We start from the raw sequence: 20,512 nt of genomic DNA, 5'->3' as shown, positions 1-20,512 counted from the left end.
TTCGACTCGCGAACAGGGAGTTGGCGCGGATTGTATGGCACCCGTTCGCGGATAACAAATGTGCAAATGATCAGGGTTTTTCCGAAGTCCGCTTTGACCGTGCGTCGGACCAGCCGATGCTGTCGCTCAAGTGGTGGTGGAATGGCGCAACGGGAGAACGGTGGTGGATTTTCCGGACAATAATCAGGCCGCGTGGTGTAGGGGATTCGCATTGAATTTCCGGTCCCCCTGGTATCGCGAGCGAACGCGGGTTACGCTCGCCGTATGGATCGGACGCTGGAGGACCGGGTGGCCGCCGCCGTGCGCTCCTGGGGTCGCTGGGTTCCGCGCTGGCAGCCCGGGGATTCGCGTGCGCGCACCCGGCCGTGTCGGCTGTGTCTCGGTTCGCCGCTGCTGCGGCATGCCGGGCTCGACGCCGATGTGCCCCACGCGGTGGGGCATGCGCTCGCCACGCGGCTAAAGCGCATCACCGATGCCGAGGTTGCCTCCTATACGGATCGCAACCTCCCCACCCTCTCCGCCGAGTTGAGCCACGCCGAGGATCGTGCCCGGGTTGCCTATCGGCCGCAGGAGGGTTTGGACCCCGAGTTTGAAGGTCTGCCGCTGGATCCCGAGCCGGAACCGGGTGCACCCTTTCTCTTTACCATCGAGGGGCTCGCGCGCCAGAGCGCCCGTGATGTGCCCGCGCCCCCGCCGCTGAGCGAGGAGGCCAAGGCTGCCCTGCGTACCGAGATTCGACTGGCCGATGAGTGCGGGCAGCACGCGACCACGCTGATTTCTCGCGCCCTCGATGGACATCAGCAGGAGATTCGTGGGGTGCTCGCCCGCTATGTGGAACCACAGGTGCAGGCACTCCTAGCGGACCTTCAGCGCGAGCTTGACTTCCCGCCGCTCTCGGGCTGACCGTGCGCTCGAGGGCGGTCCCGGCAACTCGGGCGTGTCCCTCACCGCGGCGCGAGGGGTGTTCCGGCGGAATCACGCGCGAAACCCCGTTTGACCGCAGCCTTCGGAGGGCATAAGATTGGTGGGTGTGCGTTTTGGCGTGCCTGCTCGAAAAAATCCCCGGATTTTGAGGGAATTTACGTCGTTATGTCACACACTCGGGTGCATCTGTTTCGATAGATGACCCCCACGGCATACCCACGGTTTATGGTCCGGCCACTTTGGCGGACTGGTGGGTCATATGAGACCGAGCCGAGCAATCGGAACGGACGAACATGTAGATACCGCCTCGGGACTCGTCTCGGAGTGGTCAATGCTAAAAACATGTCATTGCTGTCACCGTGCAGCACAAACAAGGAGAAGTAGTGCCAACTATTCAGCAGTTGGTCCGGAAGGGGCGTACGCCGAAGGTCACTAAGACCAAGGCTCCCGCTCTGAAGGCCAATCCCCAGCAGCGTGGTGTTTGCACCCGTGTGTACACCACCACCCCGAAGAAGCCGAACTCGGCGATGCGTAAGGTCGCTCGTGTGAAGCTCTCCAACGGCACCGAGGTCACCGCCTACATTCCCGGCGAGGGCCACAACCTGCAGGAGCACTCGATGGTGCTCGTGCGCGGCGGTCGTGTTAAGGACCTCCCCGGTGTGCGTTACAAGATCGTTCGCGGCGCTCTCGACACTCAGGCAGTGAAGAACCGCAAGCAGGCTCGTAGCCGCTACGGCGCCAAGAAGGAGAAGAAGTAATGCCTCGTAAGGGACCCGCTCCGAAGCGCCCCGTCGTTGCCGATCCGGTATACGGCGCTCCGATCGTCAGCCAGCTCGTAAACAAGATCCTCGTCGATGGTAAGAAGTCCCTCGCCGAGCGCATCGTGTACGACGCACTGGCTGCCGTTTCCGCCAAGAACGGCCAGGACGCCGTTGTGACCCTGAAGAAGGCGCTCGACAACGTGCGCCCGACCCTTGAGGTTCGCAGCCGTCGTGTTGGTGGTTCGACCTACCAGGTGCCGGTTGAGGTTAAGCCTCACCGTGCCAACACTCTCGCACTGCGCTGGCTCGTGTCCTACGCCAAGGGCCGCCGCGAGAAGACGATCATCGAGCGTCTCACCAACGAGATTCTGGATGCATCGAATGGTCTGGGCGCCGCTGTGAAGCGTCGTGAAGACACCCACAAGATGGCCGAGTCGAACCGGGCATTCGCTCACTACCGCTGGTAGCGAGAGTTCCATTCGCGGGCGGGCAGGATTTTTTCCTGTCCGCCCGTGGATGGGCCCGAGTTCGGCTTCCCGACCTACTAAATATCGGAGGAACCCGTGGCACTTGACGTGCTCACCGACCTGAACAAGGTCCGCAACATTGGCATCATGGCGCACATCGATGCCGGTAAGACCACTACGACCGAGCGCATCCTTTTCTACACCGGTGTGAACCACAAGATCGGTGAGACCCACGACGGCGGTGCCACCACCGACTGGATGGAGCAGGAGCAGGAGCGCGGCATCACGATCACGTCTGCCGCCGTGACCTGTTTCTGGAACAAGAACCAGATCAACATCATCGACACCCCCGGTCACGTTGACTTCACCGTTGAGGTAGAGCGTTCGCTCCGCGTCCTCGACGGCGCCGTCGCCGTGTTCGACGGCAAGGAGGGCGTTGAGCCCCAGTCCGAGACCGTGTGGCGTCAGGCTGACAAGTACAACGTTCCGCGTATCTGCTTCGTCAACAAGATGGACAAGCTGGGTGCTGACTTCTACTTCACCGTAGACACCATCGTCAACCGCCTGGGTGCCAAGCCGCTGGTTATCCAGCTGCCCATCGGCTCCGAGAGCGAGTTCGAGGGTGTTGTTGACCTCGTCGAGATGAACGCTAAGACCTGGCGCGGAGACGCAAAGGGTGACGTTCAGATGGGCGCCAAGTACGCCACTGAGGAGATCCCCGAGGACCTCAAGGAGAAGGCTGCGGAATACCGCACCGCTCTGCTGGAGACCGTCGCCGAGACCGACGACGCCCTCATGGAGAAGTACTTCGGCGGCGAAGAGCTGACCATCGCCGAGATCAAGGGCGCGATCCGTAAGCTCACCGTTAACTCGGAGATCTACCCGGTTCTGTGTGGCTCGGCCTTCAAGAACCGTGGTGTGCAGCCGATGCTGGACGCCGTTGTTGACTACCTCCCCTCGCCGCTGGACGTTGGAGCCATCGAGGCTCGCGACGTGCGCGACGAAGAGGTCATCATCGAGCGCAAGCCCGACGCCTCGGAGCCCTTCGCGGCTCTGGCCTTCAAGGTTGCCGTGCACCCCTTCTTCGGTCGTCTGACCTACGTACGTGTCTACTCGGGTTCGGCTGAATCCGGTGAGGGCATCTACAACGCCACCAAGGGCAAGAAGGAGCGCATCGGAAAGATCTTCCAGATGCAGGCCAACAAGGAGCTCCCCGTTGACCGCGTTACCGCCGGTCACATCTACGCCGTGATCGGTCTGAAGGACACCACCACCGGTGACACCCTGACCGACCCGAACAACCAGGTTGTTCTGGAGTCGATGACCTTCCCCGAGCCCGTCATTGAGGTTGCTATTGAGCCCAAGACCAAGGCCGACCAGGAGAAGCTCGGTACCGCTATCCAGAAGCTGGCTGAAGAGGACCCGACCTTCCGGGTTGAGCTCAACCAGGAGACCGGTCAGACCGTCATCAAGGGTATGGGTGAGCTTCACCTGGACATCCTCGTTGACCGTATGAAGCGCGAGTTCAAGGTTGAGGCCAACGTGGGTAAGCCCCAGGTTGCCTTCCGTGAGACCATCCGTCGCACGGTTGACAAGCACGACTACACCCACAAGAAGCAGACCGGTGGATCCGGTCAGTTCGCGAAGATCCAGTTCGGCATCGAGCCGATCGAGGTCACCGAGGACACCATCTACGAGTTCGACAACAAGGTCACCGGTGGCCGTATTCCTCGCGAGTACATCCCCTCGGTTGACGCCGGATTCAAGGATGCGCTTCAGGTTGGTGTGCTCGCCGGCTACCCCGTCGTGGGTGTCAAGGCGAACCTGCTTGACGGTGCCGCGCACGACGTCGACTCCTCGGAGATGGCGTTCAAGATTGCGGGCTCGATGGGTATGAAGGAGGCTCTGCGCAAGGCGAACCCCGTCCTGCTCGAGCCGCTCATGGCCGTTGAGGTCCGTACCCCCGAAGAGTACATGGGTGACGTTATTGGTGACCTGAACTCTCGTCGTGGACAGATTTCTTCGATGGAGGACGCCTCCGGTGTGAAGGTTATTCGCGCCGCTGTTCCGCTTTCGGAGATGTTCGGATACGTCGGTGACCTGCGCTCGAAGACCTCGGGTCGCGCCGTCTACTCGATGACTTTCGAAAGCTATGCTGAGGTCCCCAAGGCTGTTGCCGAGGAGATCATTCAGAAGAACCAGGGCGAATAGCCCCTGCGCTGCCTGGCGCGTCGTCGCTGACCTACGCTACATTTGCGACGACGCGCCGGGACACCGGCGAAACCTAGTAACATATATTGACAATCCCTGTGGTGTGCCGCGTGCAATCCAGCGCGTGAACACATTGCACAAGTCCTGAGGAGGACCCAGTGGCTAAGGCCAAGTTCGAGCGGACCAAGCCGCACGTAAACATCGGAACCATCGGTCACGTTGACCACGGTAAGACCACCCTTACCGCGGCCATCTCGAAGGTTCTGGCTGACACCTACCCGTCGGCAACCAACGTTCAGCGCGACTTCGCTACCATCGACTCCGCTCCCGAGGAGCGTCAGCGTGGTATCACGATCAACATCTCCCACGTGGAGTACGAGACCGAGAAGCGTCACTACGCACACGTTGACGCCCCGGGTCACGCCGACTACATCAAGAACATGATCACCGGTGCCGCTCAGATGGATGGCGCAATCCTCGTGGTTGCCGCTACCGACGGTCCGATGGCTCAGACCCGTGAGCACGTTCTGCTCGCCAAGCAGGTTGGTGTTCCCTACCTGCTCGTCGCACTGAACAAGTCCGACATGGTTGAGGACGAGGAGATCCTGGAGCTCGTTGAGCTCGAGGTTCGCGAGCTGCTCTCCAGCCAGAGCTTCGATGGCGACGACGCTCCGGTCGTGCGCGTTTCGGCTCTGAAGGCCCTCGAGGGCGACGAGAAGTGGGTCGGCCAGATCCTCGAGCTCATGAAGGCTGTTGACGAGAACATTCCGGACCCGGTTCGTGACCGCGACAAGCCCTTCCTGATGCCCGTTGAGGACGTCTTCACCATCACCGGTCGTGGAACCGTTGTGACCGGCCGCGCCGAGCGTGGAACCCTCGCCATCAACTCCGAGGTTGAGATCGTTGGACTGCGTCCGACCGTCAAGACCACCGTGACTGGTATCGAGATGTTCCACAAGCAGCTCGACGAGGCATGGGCCGGCGAGAACTGTGGTCTGCTGCTCCGCGGTACCAAGCGCGAAGACGTAGAGCGCGGTCAGGTTATCGTGAAGCCGGGTTCGGTTACCCCGCACACCAACTTCGAGGGCACCGCCTACATCCTGTCCAAGGATGAGGGTGGCCGTCACAACCCGTTCTACGCGAACTACCGCCCGCAGTTCTACTTCCGCACCACCGACGTGACCGGCGTCATCACCCTCCCCGAGGGTGTCGAGCTGGTTCTCCCCGGTGACACCGTGGACATGACCGTTGAGCTGATCCAGCCCATCGCCATGGAAGAGGGCCTCGGCTTCGCAATCCGTGAGGGTGGCCGCACCGTTGGTGCTGGTACCGTCACCTCGATCACCAAGTAATTTCGGTTACTTTCTGATCTAGCGACTAGCTAAACAACACCCCCGCAGACTTCGGTCTGCGGGGGTTTTGTGATTCTCGGCCCCCCCGAATCTCACCCCGCTCAATCCGAATTCTCAACCAATCACAGTTGTCTCGTCAGTCAAGGTCCAACTCTTCGGCCTACCGTGAGGAAATCCGGTGAGTCGCCGGGCAGACACACTGGGAGGTTTGGAATGACAAAACATACGGATCGCGTTGAATTCGCGGCAAACGAAAGCAACAATGATGTGCTGGGGCTGCAACCGGATACACAGGGCGAGGACGGAATCCCCACGATGAGTACGCCGCTCACGGTGCTCCCCCTCGCGGCATTTGTATTTTGCCAGGCGATGGGTATGCCATCCAAGGGCGGGCAACCACCGGTGCCGCGACGCAACACGAAACGTGCGTTCACGGAAGCAGCTGCAGTCAGCGCCGGGGCGAGCTACGCAGAGATTCTTGCCACGACCCATCGAGGGCTGAACGAGGCGACCTGATGATGAGGCGAGTGGAGGGGGGAAACCCTCGGAGAAAAGGGCAAACATGCGAGCCCACGGCACGCAGGATGCTCAGCCATGTATCGCGTTTGTCGCAGCTCTGTATCGCGCTCGGCTCAGTCGAGCAAATGTCGCCGGCAGGGCGAAAGGTGGAATCCGGGCTGCTCGCGTGGCCGGTGATGCGGAGGAGGTCTCCACGACTTGCCGAGATCCCCGGAATGGATTCGATCATGGGTCCGGGCGGCGACCGGGTCGCAAATTGGGCGACGCTCGCGATTGCTCCCGTGTTGTCTTTGGCTTCGCGTCAAACTTTCCTGACGCGCGGGTTACGGACCGTCCAGCTTATGGCACTTGTGCGACAGAATACGCGGGTAGGTGCGCTCGGGAGAGACGGTTCGGATCACGCCACCATAGTTGTGCAGCTCCTACTCACAATCGCGGAGCATGGGGGCTCCAAAGGCGTTGTTCAAACTCGGATCGGTTATGCCCTGGGACTGCACGGTCTCTTTGCGTATTCCGTATCCGGAGTATCGAAGCTGGCGTCATCGTCTTGGCGACGGGGAACCGCGCTGTCCGATTCGCTGCGAACCGTGAACTATGGGCACGCGCAGCTCTTTAGATTCTTAGAATCACATTCGATTCTTCGACTCATCGCAGCGTGGACAGTTATCGCCGCGGAAACCTTAGCAGCAACCGTCCTGTTTTTGCCGTCCCGAGTTAGAAGAGCGTACTTTCTAGCGATGCTCACCCTCCACCTTGGAATTGCATACTTTATGGGGTTGAACCGGTTCTTTTGGGCTTTTCTCGCTTTTCACCCGGCAATCGAATTCACGGCGCAGGGGTTCACAGCGGCTCGCCAACGTAGGCGTAAACGATGAAGCGGCACAACAGACAGCTCGTCGTGGTGGCGTTGTCGATCGCTTGGGCTTTGATGACGGTGCTGCAACAGTTTCCGCGCATGCGCCCGGTCGTGAGGATATTTGATCCGCTTTCCACGTTCACGCCCGTCTGGACTTTTTTCGCCCCGCGGCCCGCGAACTCCGACTTTTACCTGCTGAAAAGGGAGAAAGACGATGACGATACAGAAACGGTATGGACGTCCGCGGTGCAATATCAAGGTTTTCGCTGGTGGCACTGTCTCTATAACCCCGGACAACGCGCGGAGAAGGCCCTATTTGATACCTGTCAAGAACTCCTCATCACTGCCCAGCTCGGTACAAGCTTGTCGACGCTGCAGTCGGTGCCGAGTTATCTCGCCGTTCTCAATTTGGTATCGAATCACCTGAGCTACACCCGAGGCACAACCCAGATCCAATTCATGATTGTGCTTGACCCCGGTCACAGTTCCGACGATGTGAAACCGCGCGTGCTCTTCACCTCCCAGTGGCATCGACGCGATTGCGACGCTCCATGAGAATTCAGGCAATCGCGGAACTGCGGTCACGGCTCTCGAGTGACGGACCGATGAGTTCAGCGCGTATCTTCCTTAATCTCGCCCGAGGTGCTGCTCGCTGGGAGCAACAGCTCCGCGACACGGACCATGAGGTTTTCCACGAACAAGCTTTCAGTAGATTCACCAGGGGCGACGAGCTCTCTACCGGGGTCTCCGGATTTGAGCTGGCGGTGCTGCGGGAAGTTGCGCGGCGAGTCCTGGGAGTGCGAGCCTCCGAGGGGCAGCTTGCGGCAACGGCCGCAATGGTTGCCGGGGTAAGCGTCGAATTGGATACCGGCGAGGGGAAGACTCTCGTCGGTGCATTCACCGCCTGCGCGATGTTTGCCCGAGGACATGGTGTCCACATTTTGACAACAAACGACTACTTGGCGGCGCGGGATTTTGCGAGCATGGTCGCGCTGTTTAGGTTCCTGGGGATTAGTTCGGCACACATATCCTCGCTCACTTCGTACCGGGGGCGAGTAGCCGCATATCTTAAAGATGTGGTTTATGCGCCCCTACATGAGATTGGGTATGACCTCCTGCGGGACAGGGTCGCCGAGCGAGTCGAGACCAGGGTTCAGCCCGTTTGCGATGCGGTCATCCTTGATGAGGCCGACGCACTCATTATTGATGCCGGAGCCTCGCCTCTTGTCATTGCTCGGGATAACATCACCCCGACGAGCCTCATTCATGATGTGACAGGGGTCATCGCCGGCCTACAAGATGTTGTCCACTATCGAATCGCCCTGGACAAAACCGGTGTCGTACTCACCGATCAGGGGATCCACGAGATTGAGACACTGTTGGGAGTGGCAAATCTCTATCGTGATGACGCGCGAGACATCCTTGCGCATGTGCACGCAGCGCTTAGTGCGGTGGCAATACTCGAGCGGGGGAGGGACTATCTCGTTCGGGCCGGCCGCATCGAGCTCATTAATACCGCGCTCGGCAGAATCGCGCATCAGCATCGCTACCCGGATGGGCTGCAATTGGCAGTCGAGTCCAAAGAAGGTGTGACCCTGAGCCGCACGGGCACCGTGCTCGACACGATGTCGGTTCACGGCGTTATCAGTGCCTACACGCGACCGGTAGGGATGAGTGGCACCCTTCGCCTGGTGGCCTTAGACCTGATGGATCATTTTGGAATGCCCGTTACGCGGATAGAGCCGGAGAAGCCCATCGTACGGGTCGATCAACCAGATCTGATTTTTCGTACCGCTGACGAGCAGTTTGAAGCCTGCGTGAGAATAGTAAAGCTCGCCCTGGAACGAGGGCAGCCGGTCTTAATTGGAACCGCGAGTATCCCTGAATCGGAGTGGCTTGGACAGCGGTTGCGCGCAGTTGGGCTGACCCCGGTTGTGCTCAATGCGCGCAACGACTCCGAAGAAGCCAGCGTTATTGGGCAAGCCGGGAAGGAGGGCAGACTGACCATTTCTACCCAAATCTCGGGACGAGGCGCGGATATCGTTCTGGGCGGTGGCGATCCCGAAGAGCGACAGCGAGTACTCGAACATGGTGGCTTGCTGGTCATCGCATTGACCCGATATCAATCACGACGGATCGATGCTCAACTCCGTGGGCGTGCCGGACGGCGAGGGGACGCTGGATGTACCCGGTCAATACTGAGCCTGGAAGATCCGCAGGTTCAAGCTTTTGCACCGAAGAGCCTCTTGTCCCGAGCCGAGGTTGATCGGGAATCGGCGGGCGGACGCGCGGGCCGAGCCGCGATAGTCGCGGCGCAACGTGCCAGCGAGTATCGGCATCTCGACCGGCATCGAGATGTGATCGCATATGGACGACTCTTGGCCGAGCAGAGAGCCGTGATCCTGCTGGTTCGCGAGGAACTTTTGCTGGGGCGTTGCGAGGCATTTGATCGATACATGTCCCGGACCGCAGCACACAGCTCAGAGCATTTCACACATGACCCTGTCGATCCGCGCGTTCTCCTGCGGTGCCTCGATCTTGAGTGGAGTGCGTATTTGGCGGAGGTGAGTGTTATCCGAGATAGCGCACATCTTTTCGCCTTGGAAGGGAAAAGCCCGCTCGCACAATACAACCTCATCCTCGGCGGCATGTTTGAGCGATATTGGAAGTCTGTGCGGGACAGGGCCAGATGGGCCGACTCCGACATCTCGGATGGATACGCAACAACGTACTCAGGCTCGCCCGCGACCGACCCTTCCATTTGGACCTATCTTCTTGAAAGTGATCCGTATGGGAGCACCCTGGGGCGGTTTATCACCAACCTTCGTGCGCGTGGCGCGCGCCGGGATCGAGCCAGGAGTGATGGATGAGTCGGGGCCGAGCCTCGCGGTGCCGCAGCAGGCAGCCCCGAACGGGGGCCAGTGGAGCGGTTGTGTGTCGAGCGGGTGCGCGCGAGAATAATCGCACGCCGCCACTTTCGCGGCTGCTCGCGAATATAAGGGGAAGTGCAATGGGACTGGATGATCTGGTGAACAAGGCCAAGGGCCTCGTTGGCGACAACGCGGCGGCGATTAACGATGCGATCCACAGCGAAAAGGCCGAGGAGATCAGTGACAAGGTGCTGGACGGCGCCTCGGACCTGGCCAATAAGGTCACCGGCGGCAAGTTTGCCGACCAGGTGCAGTCGGCCCGCGACGCCGCGGACAAGCACATCGGCAACGAGTAGCACGCCGCCCAAACCACCGAATTCGGGGTTCGATGCACACGCATCGAGCCCCGAATTTTTGTGTTCGGGGGAGGCCTCGGAGGAGGTATTTGCATCCCGGGCGTGTTGTAAGGGCGGGCGCCCCGTTCTGCCGCATGAAATCAAGGCTGACAATCCGACACGCGCGGGTTGCATAAAGCGCCCGTCTCTGCCAGAATCGAGAGGTTCGACTTTTTCTTGGGGCACAGCTGTGTCCGGGGAAATAACCGGCCGATCGTGTCTGTGGATTGTGAGTAATCATACGCCGCGGGCCACGTCCGGGTAGACACAACATAATCTCCACTCCTCGAACAGGTGGCACCTCGGTGCCGGCCGAAAATCAGGGGTGGGGAACCCATCGTCGGAACCGGGAAACCGAAGCCGCGCGGTAGGTCACGTTGATAGCGAAATAGTGGTGCGACACCTAGGAGTACCCCACGGGGGAGCTGCAAAGCTCTAGCCGTGATGAAGCGCGTCCAATGCGGGAGACCGTAAGACGCAAGACAGAATGAGAGTCACTAATGGCGGGACAGAAGATCCGCATTCGACTTAAGTCGTATGACCACGAGGTCATCGACTCCTCGGCACGCAAGATCGTTGACACGGTCACCCGTGCCGGCGCAACCGTAGTTGGCCCCGTGCCGCTGCCGACCGAGAAGAACGTGGTTTGTGTAATCCGTTCTCCCCACAAGTACAAGGACAGCCGGGAGCACTTTGAAATGCGCACCCACAAGCGTCTGATTGACATTGTCGACCCGACCCCCAAGGCCGTTGATTCGCTGATGCGTCTCGACCTGCCGGCGGACGTCAACATCGAGATCAAGCTGTAGGGGCAATCATGGTTACGCAGAACAAGACCGTTAAGGGTCTGCTCGGCACCAAGCTCGGCATGACTCAGGTGTGGGACGAGAACAACAAGCTCGTACCCGTTACCGTTATCGAAATCGCTCCGAACGTTGTCACCCAGGTGCGCAACCTCGAGGTAGATGGATACGCTGCCGTGCAGATCGCTGCCGGTCAGATCGACCCGCGCAAGGTGAACAAGCCCGACGCAGGTCACTTCGAGAAGGCCGGGGTTACCCCGCGCCGTCACCTCACCGAGGTGCGCACCGCTGACGCCGCTGAGTACGCTCTCGGCCAGGAGCTCACCGTTGAGGCAACCTTCGAGGCCGGCCAGAAGGTCGACGTCGTTGGAACCTCTAAGGGTAAGGGTTTCGCCGGTGTGATGAAGCGCCACGGCTTCGGCGGCGCTCCGGCATCGCACGGTGCCCACCGCAACCACCGTAAGCCCGGTTCGATCGGTGGCGCGTCCACCCCGGGTCGCGTTTTCAAGGGCCAGCGCATGGCCGGCCGGATGGGTGGTGAGCGTGTTACGGTTCTGAACCTGCACGTCCACGCCATCGACGCCGAGAAGGGTCTCCTGCTCGTTAAGGGCGCGGTTCCCGGTGCGCGTGGTCGTCTCGTATTCGTCCGCACCGCCGTGAAGGGAGCCTAATTTCCATGGCTACCAAGATTGACGTTCTGGACGCGAAGGGCAAGAAGGCAGAGGCTGTAGAGCTTCCCGCCGAGATCTTCGACGTCGTTACCAACGTCCCGCTGATTCACCAGGTCGTCGTCGCGCAGCTTGCTGCCGCACGTCAGGGTACCCACAGCACCAAGACCCGCGGAGAGCGCTCCGGCGCCGGCCGCAAGCCGTTCAAGCAGAAGGGAACCGGTCGCGCTCGTCAGGGCTCGATCCGTGCTCCTCAGATGGTTGGCGGTGGAATCGTCCACGGACCGACCCCGCGTGACTACGCACAGCGCACCCCCAAGAAGATGATTGCTGCCGCCCTGCGCGGTGCACTGTCCGACCGGGCCCGCGGTGAGCGTCTGCACGTTGTGTCGACCCTCGCACTGAGCGAGACCCCGTCGACCAAGGTCGCCGCTACCTACCTGGACACCATTGCTTCCTCGCGTCACGTGCTCATCGTTATTGAGCGCAACGACGAGGTCGGCGCTCTGTCCGTTCGCAACATCCCCGAGGTCCACGTGATCCACCCGGATCAGCTGAACGCCTACGACGTGCTCGTCTCCGACGACATCGTTTTCACCAAGGGTGCCTTCGACGCTTTCGTCGCCGGTCCGGTGGCAGGCAAGTCGGCTAAGTCCGTGGCTTCGTCGGCCGAGGTGACCGAGGAGGTCTCCGCATGAGCATCATCGTAAACAAGGACCCCCGCGACGTCATTCTGGCTCCGGTTGTCTCCGAGAAGAGCTACGCTCTGATCGACGAGGGCAAGTACACCTTCGAGGTTGACCCCCGTTCGAACAAGACCGAGATCAAGCTCGCGATCGAGAAGATCTTCGATGTGCAGGTTGCATCGATCTCGACCCTGAACCGTAAGGGTAAGACTCGTCGTACCCGCTTCGGTCTGGGCAAGCGCAAGGACACCAAGCGCGCGATCGTCACGCTCAAGTCCGGTTCCATCGACATCTTCACCGCTGTCGGCTAGGGAGCATAAGGAATAATTATGGCTATTCGCAAGTACAAGCCGACGACCCCGGGTCGTCGTGGATCGAGCGTTTCGGACTTCGCCGAAATCACCCGTTCGACCCCCGAAAAGTCGCTGCTGCGCCCCCTGTCGAAGACCGGTGGACGTAACAACCAGGGTCGCATCACGACCCGTCACATCGGTGGTGGCCACAAGCGCCAGTACCGCGTGATCGACTTCCGTCGTAACGACAAGGACGGCGTGAACGCTCGCGTCGCTCACATCGAGTACGACCCCAACCGCACCGCACGTATCGCGCTGCTGCACTTCGTTGACGGAACCAAGCGTTACATCATCGCTCCGGACAAGCTGAAGCAGGGCGACATCGTCGAGTCGGGTGCCGGCGCTGACATCAAGCCCGGTAACAACCTGCCGATGAAGAACATCCCCACCGGTACCGTGATCCACAACATTGAGCTCCGCCCCGGTGGCGGCGCCAAGATGGCTCGCTCCGCTGGTGCTTCGGTTCGTCTCGTCGCCAAGGATGGCCCCTACGTGCAGCTGCGTCTGCCCTCGGGTGAAATCCGCAACGTTGACGCTCGCTGCCGCGCCACCATTGGTGAGGTCGGAAACGCCGAGCAGTCGAACATCAACTGGGGTAAGGCTGGACGTAACCGCTGGCGCGGTATCCGTCCGACCGTCCGTGGTGTTGCCATGAACCCGGTTGACCACCCGCACGGTGGTGGTGAGGGTAAGACCTCCGGTGGTCGTCACCCTGTGTCCCCCTGGGGCCAGAAGGAAGGCCGTACCCGTCGCCCCAACAAGGAAAGCGACAAGCTCATTGTTCGTCGCCGTACCGTCGGTAAGAAGCGTAAGTAGAGGACGTAGAAGATGCCACGCAGTCTTAAGAAGGGCCCCTTCGTTGACGATCACCTGCTTCGCAAGGTCGTCAAGCAGAACGAGGCCAAGAGCCAGAACGTGATCAAGACCTGGTCGCGCCGTTCGATGATCGTTCCCGCCATGCTGGGTCACACCATCGCGGTACACGACGGTCGCAAGCACATCCCGGTGTTCGTCACCGAGACCATGGTCGGTCACAAGCTGGGCGAGTTCGCCCCGACTCGTACCTTCCGCGGTCACGTGAAGGACGACAAGAAGGGCCGTCGCCGCTAAGGCGGCGACGATTAGGAGGAAATAATGGTGGAGTCAATCGCACGCGTGCGACACATCCGCGTCACCCCCATGAAGGCCCGTCGCGTTATCAACCTGGTGCGTGGAAAGCAGGCCGTTGAGGCCCTCGCTATCCTGAAGTTCGCACAGCAGGGTGCATCCGAGCCGATTTACAAGCTCGTCGCATCCGCCATGGCTAACGCCCGGGTGAAGGCCGACAAGGACAACCTGTTCCTGGACGAGGCCGACCTGTACATCAAGAGCGCATATGTAGACGAGGGGACCACGCTCAAGCGTTTCCAGCCTCGTGCTCAGGGTCGCGCTTTCCAGATCAAGAAGCGCACCAGCCACATCACTGTTGTGCTCGCCACTCCTGAGGAGGGTACGAAGTAATGGGTCAGAAAGTAAACCCTTACGGCTTCCGCCTGGGCATCACCACCGACCACGTGTCGCGTTGGTTTGCCGACAGCACCAAGCCGGGCCAGCGTTACGCCGACTACGTAGCCGAGGACGTGAAGATCCGCAGCTCGCTGCAGACCTCCCTCGACCGCGCAGGCGTTTCGAAGATTGAGATCGAGCGCACTCGCGACCGTGTACGGGTGGACATCCACACCGCACGTCCGGGTATCGTCATCGGTCGCCGTGGAGCCGAGGCCGAGCGCATCCGCGCCGACCTGGAGAAGCTCACCGGCAAGCAGATCCAGCTGAACATCCTCGAGGTCAAGAACCCCGAGGCCGACGCTCAGCTGGTTGCTCAGGGTATCGCTGAGCAGCTCACCGCACGTGTGGCCTTCCGCCGCGCAATGCGTAAGGGCCTGCAGGGCGCACAGCGCGCCGGCGCCAAGGGTGTTCGCATCCAGGTGTCGGGTCGTCTGGGCGGCGCCGAGATGAGCCGTTCGGAGTTCTACCGCGAGGGTCGCGTGCCGCTGCACACCCTTCGTGCGAACATCGACTACGGCTTCTACGAGGCCAAGACCACCTTTGGTCGGATCGGCGTTAAGGTCTGGATCTACAAGGGTGACATCACCAACAAGGAACTCGCTCGCGAGCAGGCCAACACCAAGGGCCGCAACGAGCGTAACGACCGGCCCCGTCGCGCCCCGCGCGCTGCTGAGGCGCCGGTGGCAGAAGGAGCTAGCGCCTAATGTTGATTCCCCGTCGTGTAAAGCACCGTAAGCAGCACCGTCCGCACCGGACCGGTCACGCTACCGGTGGCACCACCGTAAGCTTCGGCGAGTATGGCATCCAGGCTCTGACCCCCGCTTACGTGACCAACCGTCAGATCGAGTCCGCTCGTATCGCCATGACCCGTCACATCAAGCGTGGTGGAAAGGTGTGGATCAACATCTACCCCGACCGTCCGCTGACCAAGAAGCCCGCCGAAACCCGCATGGGTTCCGGTAAGGGTTCGCCCGAGTGGTGGGTCGCCAACGTCAAGCCGGGCCGCGTGCTCTTCGAGGTTGCTGGAGTCCCCGAGACCCTGGCCCGCGAGGCACTCACCCGTGCAATCCACAAGCTGCCCCTCAAGGCACGCATCATCAAGCGCGAGGAGGGCGACGCATAATGGCGATCGGTTCCAAGGAGCTCACCCCGAGCGAGCTCGACACTTTTGAAAACGAACGACTGGTAGACGAGCTGCGGAAGGCAAAGGAAGAACTCTTCAACCTGCGCTTCCAGTCCGCTACCGGTCAGCTGGAGACCCATGGACGCCTGCGCGCCGTGCGTCGCGACATCGCCCGTATTTACACGGTGATCCGCGAGCGCGAGCTGGGTATTCGGGCCACTCCGGCTCCGGTGGAGGCTGCCCCCAAGAAGGCTGCCGCCAAGAAGAGCAAGAAGACCGAGGCCGCTGAGGCCGAGGTCGCCGACACGAAGGAGGCCTAGGCATGGCTACCGCTAAGGAAAACGCGGCCGCAGCCGACGTCACGGAGACCGCTCGCGGTTACCGTAAGACCCGTCGTGGCTACGTTGTCAGCAACAAGATGGACAAGACCATCGTCATCGAGGTTGAGGACCGCGTCAAGCACGCTCTCTACGGCAAGATCATCCGCCGTACCTCGAAGATCAAGGCTCACGACGAGCAGAACACCGCCGGTATCGGTGACCACGTTCTGATCGCCGAGACTCGGCCGCTGAGTGCTACCAAGCACTGGCGCCTGGTCGAGATCCTCGAGAAGGCCAAGTAGTCCTTCGGGCCTACTTTGTAAAGGAGTAAATAGTGCTTCAGCAGGAATCACGACTCAAGGTTGCCGATAACACCGGCGCCAAGGAGCTGCTCACGATCCGCGTTCTCGGTGGCTCCGGCCGTCGTTACGCCGGTCTCGGCGACACCATCGTTGCAACCGTCAAGGACGCAATCCCCGGTGGAAACGTCAAGAAGGGTGACGTCGTCAAGGCCGTCATCGTTCGCACCAAGAAGGAAACCCGTCGTCCCGACGGTTCCTACATCAAGTTCGACGAGAACGCTGCCGTTATCCTCAAGGCTGACGGCGAGCCCCGTGGAACCCGTATCTTCGGACCGGTTGGTCGCGAGCTTCGCGACAAGAAGTTCATGAAGATCATCTCGCTGGCTCCGGAGGTGCTGTAACTATGGCGAACATCAAGAAGGGTGACCTGGTTCAGGTCATCACCGGTGCTACCCAGGCCCGCGGCGGCGACCGCGGCAAGCAGGGCAAGGTTCTCTCGGTTAACAACGAGACCAACCGCGTCGTGGTTGAGGGCGTAAACTACGTCACCAAGCACGTGCGTCAGGGCCAGACCCAGCGCGGCACCAAGACCGGTGGCATCGAGACCGTCGAGGCAGCCATCCACATCTCCAATGTGGCCCTGGTTGACCCCGAGTCGAAGAAGCCGACCCGCGTCGGACACCGTAACGAAGAGGTAGTGAAGGACGGCGTCAAGAAGACTGTCCGCGTTCGCTACGCCAAGAAGTCTGGTAAGGATCTCTAATGACTGACACCGCTGCCGCGTCGGCTGGCAAGATCCAGCCGCGCCTGAAGCAGAAGTACCGTAGCGAGATCGCTCCGGCACTGAAGGAAGAGTTTGGCTTCGCCAACGTTCACCAGATTCCGGGAATCGTTAAGGTTGTCGTGAACACCGGTGTCGGTGAAGCCGCTCGTGACTCGAAGGTGATCGAGGGTGCTATCGCAGACCTCATCAAGATCACCGGACAGAAGCCCCAGGTCACCCTGGCCCGTAAGTCCATCGCACAGTTCAAGCTGCGTGAGGGTCAGGCCATCGGCGCCCACGTCACCATGCGTGGAGACCGTGCCTGGGAGTTCCTGGACCGCCTCGTCAACCTGGCCCTGCCCCGTATCCGGGACTTCCGCGGCCTGAGCGACAAGCAGTTCGATGGAAACGGTAACTACACCTTCGGTCTGACCGAGCAGAGTGTGTTCCACGAAATCGACCAGGACAAGATCGATCGCGTGCGCGGTTTCGACATCACCGTCGTGACCACCGCCAAGACCGATGACGAGGGTCGCGCGCTGCTCAAGGCGCTCGGCTTCCCGTTCAAGTCCGGGAACTAATTCCGTTCGATTGAACGCGGGCGCGGTTCATGCTGTAGAGTATGCACCGCGCCCGTTTTCGGGCGGTACTTAGGGTGCTCGCAGCCGCGGCACCCTCCCACCACAGGTCGCCTGTCGTGTAACGGCAGTCGAAACCTGGTGTTTAAAGGAAAATTAAACATGACAATGACAGATCCGGTCGCAGACCTGCTGACCAGACTGCGCAATGCCAACTCGGCACACCACGACTCCGTGTCGATGCCGAGCAGCAAGCTCAAGAAGAACATCGCATCCATCCTCGAGCGCGAGGGTTACATTGCTGGTTGGAAGGTGGAGGCTGCCCGCGTGGGTGAGACTCTGTCCCTCGACCTCAAGTACGGCCCCAACCGTGAGCGTTCGATCGTCGGCATCAAGCGAGTTTCGAAGCCGGGCCTGCGCGTATACGCAAAGTCCACCGAAATTCCTCAGGTTCTTGGCGGCCTCGGTGTTGCCATCCTGTCCACCTCCTCCGGTCTGCTGACCGACCGTGAGGCCGAGAAGAAGGGCGTGGGCGGAGAAGTTCTCGCCTACGTGTGGTAATCCGACATGTCGCGTATTGGAAGACTTCCCATCCAGATCCCCGCGGGTGTCACCGTAGCCGTCGACGGCCAGAACGTCGCGGTTAAGGGACCCAAGGGTGAGCTGAGCCTCGTAGTTGCCAGCCCGATTGAGGTTGCACTCGAGGAGAACCAGGTTCTGGTTACCCGTCCGAACGACGAGCGCGACTCGCGTTCGCTGCACGGTCTGACCCGTACCCTGATCAACAACCAGATCATCGGTGTGACCGATGGTTACACCAAGGGCCTTGAGGTCGTTGGTACCGGTTACCGTGTTGCACTGAAGGGCGCGAACCTGGAGTTCGCTCTCGGCTTCTCGCACCCGGTTGTTGTCGAGCCCCCGGCCGGCATCACCTTCTCCGTTGAGGGCAACAACAAGGTCACCGTGGCCGGCATCGACAAGCAGGCCGTCGGTGAGGTTGCCGCCAACATTCGCAAGATCCGCAAGCCTGAGCCCTACAAGGGTAAGGGTGTGCGTTACGCCGGCGAGATCGTACGCCGCAAGGCCGGAAAGGCTGGTAAGTAACCATGGCTGTAAAGTCAAAGTCGGCCGCTCGTAAGCGTCGCCACACTCGTCTGCGCAAGAAGGTCGTCGGCACCGAGCTGCGTCCGCGCCTGGTCGTTACCCGTTCGGCACGTCACGTGTTCGTTCAGGTCATCGACGACAGCAAGGGCCACACCGTGGCCTCGGCCTCCACCATGGAAGCCGACCTGCGTACCTTCGAGGGCGACAAGTCCGCTAAGGCTCGCAAGATTGGTGAGCTGGTTGCTGAGCGTGCCAAGGCCGCCGGCATCGAAGAAGTTGTATTTGACCGTGGCGGTAACCGCTACGCCGGTCGTGTCGCAGCGATCGCCGATGGAGCTCGTGAGGGTGGGTTGAACCTGTGACCGAGGCAAGCAAGGAGCAGACCGTGGCTACTGAAGAAGCCGTCGCCGAGAAGCCGGTTGAGACCGCTGCCGGCACCGACCAGTCGGGTCGTGGCAACGGCCGCGACAACAACCGCCGTGGCGGTCAGGGTGGACGCGAGCGTGGCCAGGGCCGCGACCGCAACAGCCGTGACGCCGAGAAGAGCCAGTTCCTGGAGCGCGTTGTTACCATCAACCGCGTGTCCAAGGTTGTGAAGGGTGGTCGTCGCTTTAGCTTCACCGCTCTCGTAGTTGTCGGTGACGGCAACGGCCTGGTAGGCGTTGGCTACGGAAAGGCGAAGGAAGTTCCCCTCGCTATTTCCAAGGGTGTCGAGGAGGCGAAGAAGAACTTCTTCCGCGTCCCGCGCGTTGGTTCGTCCATCCCCCACCCCGTCCAGGGTGAGGCCGCAGCCGGCGTTGTCCTGCTGCGTCCGGCCGCTGCCGGTACCGGTGTTATCGCCGGTGGTCCGGTTCGCGCCGTACTCGAGTGCGCCGGTATCCACGACGTTCTCTCGAAGTCGCTGGGTTCCAGCAACACCATCAACATCGTTCACGCGACCGTTGCCGCTCTGAAGCAGCTGGAAGAGCCCCGCGCTGTTGCAGCTCGTCGTGGCAAGTCGTATGACGAGATCGCTCCGGCGAAGCTGCTGCAGGTTGAGGCTCGCGCCGCAGCCGCCGCTGCCGCCGCTAAGGTAGGTGCCTAATGGCCAAGCTGAAGATCACTCAGATCAAGTCCAAAATTAGTGAGAAGCAGTACCAGCGCGACACCCTGCGTTCGCTGGGTCTGCGTCGCATCGGTGCCGTTGTTATCCGCGAGGACAACAAGCAGAACCGCGGCTACGTAAACACTGTTGCTCACCTCGTGAAGGTTGAGGAGGTCGACTAATGGCTGAGGAAAAGGCTGTAGCCGACGAGAAGAAGACTGCCGCTAAGGCACCCGCCGCGAAGAAGGCACCGGCTGCTAAGGCAACCGCCGCCAAGAAGCCGGCCGCCAAGGCAGCTGAGAAGAAGACCGAGGAGACCGCTGCGCGTCCCCAGGTCCTCAAGGTTCACCACCTGCGTCCCGCCGAGGGTGCCAAGAAGGCCAAGACCCGCGTGGGTCGTGGTGAGGGCTCCAAGGGTAAGACCGCGGGCCGTGGTACCAAGGGAACCAAGGCACGCTACCAGGTACGCCCCGGCTTCGCCGGTGGGCAGCTCCCGCTGCACATGCGCGCACCGAAGCTGCGTGGTTTCAAGAACCCGTTCCGGGTCGAGTACCAGGTTGTTAACCTGTCGACCCTGGCTGAGCTCTACCCCAAGGGTGGCGACGTAACCGTTGCTGACCTCGTGGAAAAGGGCGCAGTCCGCAAGAACGAGCTGGTGAAGGTTCTGGGCAACGGCGAGATCGCCGTGAAGCTGAACATCACCGTCGACAAGATCTCGGGCTCGGCCCAGGAGAAGGTCGTCGCCGCAGGCGGTTCGGTTAACTAAGTTCGGCAGATGAATTCCGCTTAAATTGAGCGGATTTCGGTCCGAAATTGCGAATTGGG

At 60.9% G+C, this 20,512-nt stretch carries 29 protein-coding genes; all 29 read left to right on the top strand.

The annotated features are described in order from the left end of the window. Window positions 1–264: 264 nt before the first annotated feature. The 29 genes from D9V34_RS03500 to rplO all read left to right on the top strand — a co-directional run bounded on the left by D9V34_RS03500 (window position 265) and on the right by rplO (window position 20,453). Window positions 265–903 (top strand): spermidine/putrescine ABC transporter substrate-binding protein, encoded by a 639-nt coding sequence (locus D9V34_RS03500; RefSeq protein ID WP_121687512.1) that lies wholly within the window; start codon window positions 265–267, stop codon window positions 901–903. Window positions 904–1,307: 404 nt separating this feature from the next. Further along, entirely contained in the window at window positions 1,308–1,682 is a 375-nt protein-coding gene (gene rpsL, locus D9V34_RS03495; protein WP_030147978.1) for a 30S ribosomal protein S12, read from the top strand. After that, the gene (gene rpsG, locus D9V34_RS03490; protein ID WP_030147979.1) at window positions 1,682–2,152 is read left to right on the top strand and encodes a 30S ribosomal protein S7; all 471 of its coding nucleotides are present in this window, start codon (window positions 1,682–1,684) and stop codon (window positions 2,150–2,152) included. Before rpsL ends, rpsG begins: the two co-directional genes overlap by 1 nt. Window positions 2,153–2,248: 96 nt before the next feature. Continuing rightward, window positions 2,249–4,363 carry an elongation factor G gene (gene fusA / locus D9V34_RS03485; RefSeq protein WP_030147980.1) on the top strand — a complete coding sequence of 705 codons (2,115 nt, stop codon included), beginning with the start codon at window positions 2,249–2,251 and terminating at the stop codon, window positions 4,361–4,363. 158 nt (window positions 4,364–4,521) lie between these two features. Then, window positions 4,522–5,715 carry an elongation factor Tu gene (gene tuf, locus D9V34_RS03480; RefSeq protein ID WP_030147981.1) on the top strand — a complete coding sequence of 398 codons (1,194 nt, stop codon included), beginning with the start codon at window positions 4,522–4,524 and terminating at the stop codon, window positions 5,713–5,715. A 213-nt stretch (window positions 5,716–5,928) separates the two neighbouring features. Next, window positions 5,929–6,231, top strand: coding sequence for a hypothetical protein (locus tag D9V34_RS17430; protein WP_147441599.1), 303 nt, complete (start codon window positions 5,929–5,931; stop codon window positions 6,229–6,231). A gap of 874 nt (window positions 6,232–7,105) precedes the next feature. Further along, window positions 7,106–7,645, top strand: a complete 540-nt coding sequence (locus D9V34_RS03475) for a hypothetical protein (RefSeq protein WP_121687511.1) — start codon at window positions 7,106–7,108, stop codon at window positions 7,643–7,645. A gap of 50 nt (window positions 7,646–7,695) precedes the next feature. Further along, a complete protein-coding gene (locus D9V34_RS03470; protein ID WP_183091827.1) occupies window positions 7,696–9,960 on the top strand; it encodes a preprotein translocase subunit SecA in 2,265 nt (754 codons plus the stop codon). A gap of 140 nt (window positions 9,961–10,100) precedes the next feature. Beyond that, window positions 10,101–10,316 carry an antitoxin gene (locus D9V34_RS03465; RefSeq protein ID WP_121687509.1) on the top strand — a complete coding sequence of 72 codons (216 nt, stop codon included), beginning with the start codon at window positions 10,101–10,103 and terminating at the stop codon, window positions 10,314–10,316. A gap of 539 nt (window positions 10,317–10,855) precedes the next feature. After that, the gene (gene rpsJ, locus D9V34_RS03460) at window positions 10,856–11,164 is read left to right on the top strand and encodes a 30S ribosomal protein S10 (RefSeq protein WP_030147986.1); all 309 of its coding nucleotides are present in this window, start codon (window positions 10,856–10,858) and stop codon (window positions 11,162–11,164) included. A gap of 8 nt (window positions 11,165–11,172) precedes the next feature. Beyond that, window positions 11,173–11,829, top strand: coding sequence for a 50S ribosomal protein L3 (gene rplC, locus D9V34_RS03455; RefSeq protein ID WP_030147987.1), 657 nt, complete (start codon window positions 11,173–11,175; stop codon window positions 11,827–11,829). A gap of 5 nt (window positions 11,830–11,834) precedes the next feature. Then, window positions 11,835–12,524: a 50S ribosomal protein L4 gene (rplD, locus tag D9V34_RS03450; protein WP_030147988.1), complete on the top strand. Its 690-nt coding sequence runs from the start codon at window positions 11,835–11,837 to the stop codon at window positions 12,522–12,524. Next, a complete protein-coding gene (gene rplW, locus D9V34_RS03445) occupies window positions 12,521–12,823 on the top strand; it encodes a 50S ribosomal protein L23 (RefSeq protein ID WP_030147989.1) in 303 nt (100 codons plus the stop codon). The genes rplD and rplW overlap by 4 nt, the downstream gene beginning before the upstream one ends. Before the next feature lie 18 nt (window positions 12,824–12,841). Beyond that, the gene (rplB, locus tag D9V34_RS03440; RefSeq protein ID WP_030147990.1) at window positions 12,842–13,681 is read left to right on the top strand and encodes a 50S ribosomal protein L2; all 840 of its coding nucleotides are present in this window, start codon (window positions 12,842–12,844) and stop codon (window positions 13,679–13,681) included. Between the two features lie 12 nt (window positions 13,682–13,693). Then, window positions 13,694–13,975 carry a 30S ribosomal protein S19 gene (gene rpsS / locus D9V34_RS03435; protein ID WP_030147991.1) on the top strand — a complete coding sequence of 94 codons (282 nt, stop codon included), beginning with the start codon at window positions 13,694–13,696 and terminating at the stop codon, window positions 13,973–13,975. Between the two features lie 24 nt (window positions 13,976–13,999). After that, window positions 14,000–14,365, top strand: a complete 366-nt coding sequence (rplV, locus tag D9V34_RS03430) for a 50S ribosomal protein L22 (protein WP_030147992.1) — start codon at window positions 14,000–14,002, stop codon at window positions 14,363–14,365. Continuing rightward, on the top strand, window positions 14,365–15,117 hold the full coding sequence (gene rpsC / locus D9V34_RS03425) for a 30S ribosomal protein S3 (protein ID WP_030147993.1): 753 nt from the start codon (window positions 14,365–14,367) through the stop codon (window positions 15,115–15,117). The genes rplV and rpsC overlap by 1 nt, the downstream gene beginning before the upstream one ends. Continuing rightward, window positions 15,117–15,536: a 50S ribosomal protein L16 gene (gene rplP, locus D9V34_RS03420; RefSeq protein WP_030147994.1), complete on the top strand. Its 420-nt coding sequence runs from the start codon at window positions 15,117–15,119 to the stop codon at window positions 15,534–15,536. Before rpsC ends, rplP begins: the two co-directional genes overlap by 1 nt. Beyond that, window positions 15,536–15,856, top strand: a complete 321-nt coding sequence (gene rpmC / locus D9V34_RS03415; RefSeq protein WP_030147995.1) for a 50S ribosomal protein L29 — start codon at window positions 15,536–15,538, stop codon at window positions 15,854–15,856. The genes rplP and rpmC overlap by 1 nt, the downstream gene beginning before the upstream one ends. A 2-nt stretch (window positions 15,857–15,858) precedes the next feature. Beyond that, window positions 15,859–16,158: a 30S ribosomal protein S17 gene (gene rpsQ, locus D9V34_RS03410; protein WP_030147996.1), complete on the top strand. Its 300-nt coding sequence runs from the start codon at window positions 15,859–15,861 to the stop codon at window positions 16,156–16,158. A gap of 32 nt (window positions 16,159–16,190) precedes the next feature. Further along, entirely contained in the window at window positions 16,191–16,559 is a 369-nt protein-coding gene (gene rplN / locus D9V34_RS03405) for a 50S ribosomal protein L14 (protein WP_030147997.1), read from the top strand. Between the two features lie 2 nt (window positions 16,560–16,561). Beyond that, window positions 16,562–16,921 (top strand): 50S ribosomal protein L24, encoded by a 360-nt coding sequence (rplX, locus tag D9V34_RS03400; RefSeq protein WP_030147998.1) that lies wholly within the window; start codon window positions 16,562–16,564, stop codon window positions 16,919–16,921. Beyond that, window positions 16,921–17,502, top strand: a complete 582-nt coding sequence (gene rplE, locus D9V34_RS03395) for a 50S ribosomal protein L5 (protein ID WP_121687508.1) — start codon at window positions 16,921–16,923, stop codon at window positions 17,500–17,502. The genes rplX and rplE overlap by 1 nt, the downstream gene beginning before the upstream one ends. Window positions 17,503–17,661: 159 nt before the next feature. Then, window positions 17,662–18,060 (top strand): 30S ribosomal protein S8, encoded by a 399-nt coding sequence (gene rpsH / locus D9V34_RS03390; RefSeq protein ID WP_030148000.1) that lies wholly within the window; start codon window positions 17,662–17,664, stop codon window positions 18,058–18,060. Window positions 18,061–18,066: 6 nt separating this feature from the next. Beyond that, window positions 18,067–18,603 (top strand): 50S ribosomal protein L6, encoded by a 537-nt coding sequence (gene rplF / locus D9V34_RS03385; RefSeq protein ID WP_121687507.1) that lies wholly within the window; start codon window positions 18,067–18,069, stop codon window positions 18,601–18,603. Window positions 18,604–18,605: 2 nt separating this feature from the next. Beyond that, the gene (gene rplR, locus D9V34_RS03380) at window positions 18,606–18,965 is read left to right on the top strand and encodes a 50S ribosomal protein L18 (protein WP_030148002.1); all 360 of its coding nucleotides are present in this window, start codon (window positions 18,606–18,608) and stop codon (window positions 18,963–18,965) included. Beyond that, window positions 18,962–19,687: a 30S ribosomal protein S5 gene (rpsE, locus tag D9V34_RS03375; RefSeq protein ID WP_030148003.1), complete on the top strand. Its 726-nt coding sequence runs from the start codon at window positions 18,962–18,964 to the stop codon at window positions 19,685–19,687. Before rplR ends, rpsE begins: the two co-directional genes overlap by 4 nt. Then, window positions 19,687–19,869, top strand: coding sequence for a 50S ribosomal protein L30 (gene rpmD, locus D9V34_RS03370; protein WP_030148004.1), 183 nt, complete (start codon window positions 19,687–19,689; stop codon window positions 19,867–19,869). The genes rpsE and rpmD overlap by 1 nt, the downstream gene beginning before the upstream one ends. Continuing rightward, a complete protein-coding gene (gene rplO / locus D9V34_RS03365; RefSeq protein ID WP_081863945.1) occupies window positions 19,869–20,453 on the top strand; it encodes a 50S ribosomal protein L15 in 585 nt (194 codons plus the stop codon). The genes rpmD and rplO overlap by 1 nt, the downstream gene beginning before the upstream one ends. Window positions 20,454–20,512: the final 59 nt, after the last annotated feature.

This window comes from Mycetocola lacteus, from assembly GCF_003667575.1.
Lineage (GTDB): Bacteria > Actinomycetota > Actinomycetes > Actinomycetales > Microbacteriaceae > Mycetocola > Mycetocola lacteus.
This window is presented reverse-complemented; position numbering and strand designations above follow the sequence as displayed.

What these genes read in the sequence shown, in the direction of transcription:
- rpmD (WP_030148004.1), top strand. Translation starts at nt 19,687, where the DNA reads ATGGCCAAGCTGAAGATCACTCAGATCAAGTCCAAAATTAGTGAGAAG.
- rplO (WP_081863945.1), top strand. Translation starts at nt 19,869, where the DNA reads ATGGCTGAGGAAAAGGCTGTAGCCGACGAGAAGAAGACTGCCGCTAAG.
- rplD (WP_030147988.1), top strand. Translation starts at nt 11,835, where the DNA reads ATGGCTACCAAGATTGACGTTCTGGACGCGAAGGGCAAGAAGGCAGAG.
- rplE (WP_121687508.1), top strand. Translation starts at nt 16,921, where the DNA reads ATGACTGACACCGCTGCCGCGTCGGCTGGCAAGATCCAGCCGCGCCTG.
- rplV (WP_030147992.1), top strand. Translation starts at nt 14,000, where the DNA reads ATGGTGGAGTCAATCGCACGCGTGCGACACATCCGCGTCACCCCCATG.
- D9V34_RS03465 (WP_121687509.1), top strand. Translation starts at nt 10,101, where the DNA reads ATGGGACTGGATGATCTGGTGAACAAGGCCAAGGGCCTCGTTGGCGAC.
- D9V34_RS03500 (WP_121687512.1), top strand. Translation starts at nt 265, where the DNA reads ATGGATCGGACGCTGGAGGACCGGGTGGCCGCCGCCGTGCGCTCCTGG.
- rpsC (WP_030147993.1), top strand. Translation starts at nt 14,365, where the DNA reads ATGGGTCAGAAAGTAAACCCTTACGGCTTCCGCCTGGGCATCACCACC.
- rplC (WP_030147987.1), top strand. Translation starts at nt 11,173, where the DNA reads ATGGTTACGCAGAACAAGACCGTTAAGGGTCTGCTCGGCACCAAGCTC.
- rpsJ (WP_030147986.1), top strand. Translation starts at nt 10,856, where the DNA reads ATGGCGGGACAGAAGATCCGCATTCGACTTAAGTCGTATGACCACGAG.
- rplP (WP_030147994.1), top strand. Translation starts at nt 15,117, where the DNA reads ATGTTGATTCCCCGTCGTGTAAAGCACCGTAAGCAGCACCGTCCGCAC.
- rplB (WP_030147990.1), top strand. Translation starts at nt 12,842, where the DNA reads ATGGCTATTCGCAAGTACAAGCCGACGACCCCGGGTCGTCGTGGATCG.
- rplW (WP_030147989.1), top strand. Translation starts at nt 12,521, where the DNA reads ATGAGCATCATCGTAAACAAGGACCCCCGCGACGTCATTCTGGCTCCG.
- rpsG (WP_030147979.1), top strand. Translation starts at nt 1,682, where the DNA reads ATGCCTCGTAAGGGACCCGCTCCGAAGCGCCCCGTCGTTGCCGATCCG.
- rpsQ (WP_030147996.1), top strand. Translation starts at nt 15,859, where the DNA reads ATGGCTACCGCTAAGGAAAACGCGGCCGCAGCCGACGTCACGGAGACC.
- rpsH (WP_030148000.1), top strand. Translation starts at nt 17,662, where the DNA reads ATGACAATGACAGATCCGGTCGCAGACCTGCTGACCAGACTGCGCAAT.
- rplF (WP_121687507.1), top strand. Translation starts at nt 18,067, where the DNA reads ATGTCGCGTATTGGAAGACTTCCCATCCAGATCCCCGCGGGTGTCACC.
- rplX (WP_030147998.1), top strand. Translation starts at nt 16,562, where the DNA reads ATGGCGAACATCAAGAAGGGTGACCTGGTTCAGGTCATCACCGGTGCT.
- D9V34_RS03475 (WP_121687511.1), top strand. Translation starts at nt 7,106, where the DNA reads ATGAAGCGGCACAACAGACAGCTCGTCGTGGTGGCGTTGTCGATCGCT.
- rpsS (WP_030147991.1), top strand. Translation starts at nt 13,694, where the DNA reads ATGCCACGCAGTCTTAAGAAGGGCCCCTTCGTTGACGATCACCTGCTT.
- rplR (WP_030148002.1), top strand. Translation starts at nt 18,606, where the DNA reads ATGGCTGTAAAGTCAAAGTCGGCCGCTCGTAAGCGTCGCCACACTCGT.
- rpmC (WP_030147995.1), top strand. Translation starts at nt 15,536, where the DNA reads ATGGCGATCGGTTCCAAGGAGCTCACCCCGAGCGAGCTCGACACTTTT.
- D9V34_RS03470 (WP_183091827.1), top strand. Translation starts at nt 7,696, where the DNA reads ATGAGTTCAGCGCGTATCTTCCTTAATCTCGCCCGAGGTGCTGCTCGC.
- D9V34_RS17430 (WP_147441599.1), top strand. Translation starts at nt 5,929, where the DNA reads ATGACAAAACATACGGATCGCGTTGAATTCGCGGCAAACGAAAGCAAC.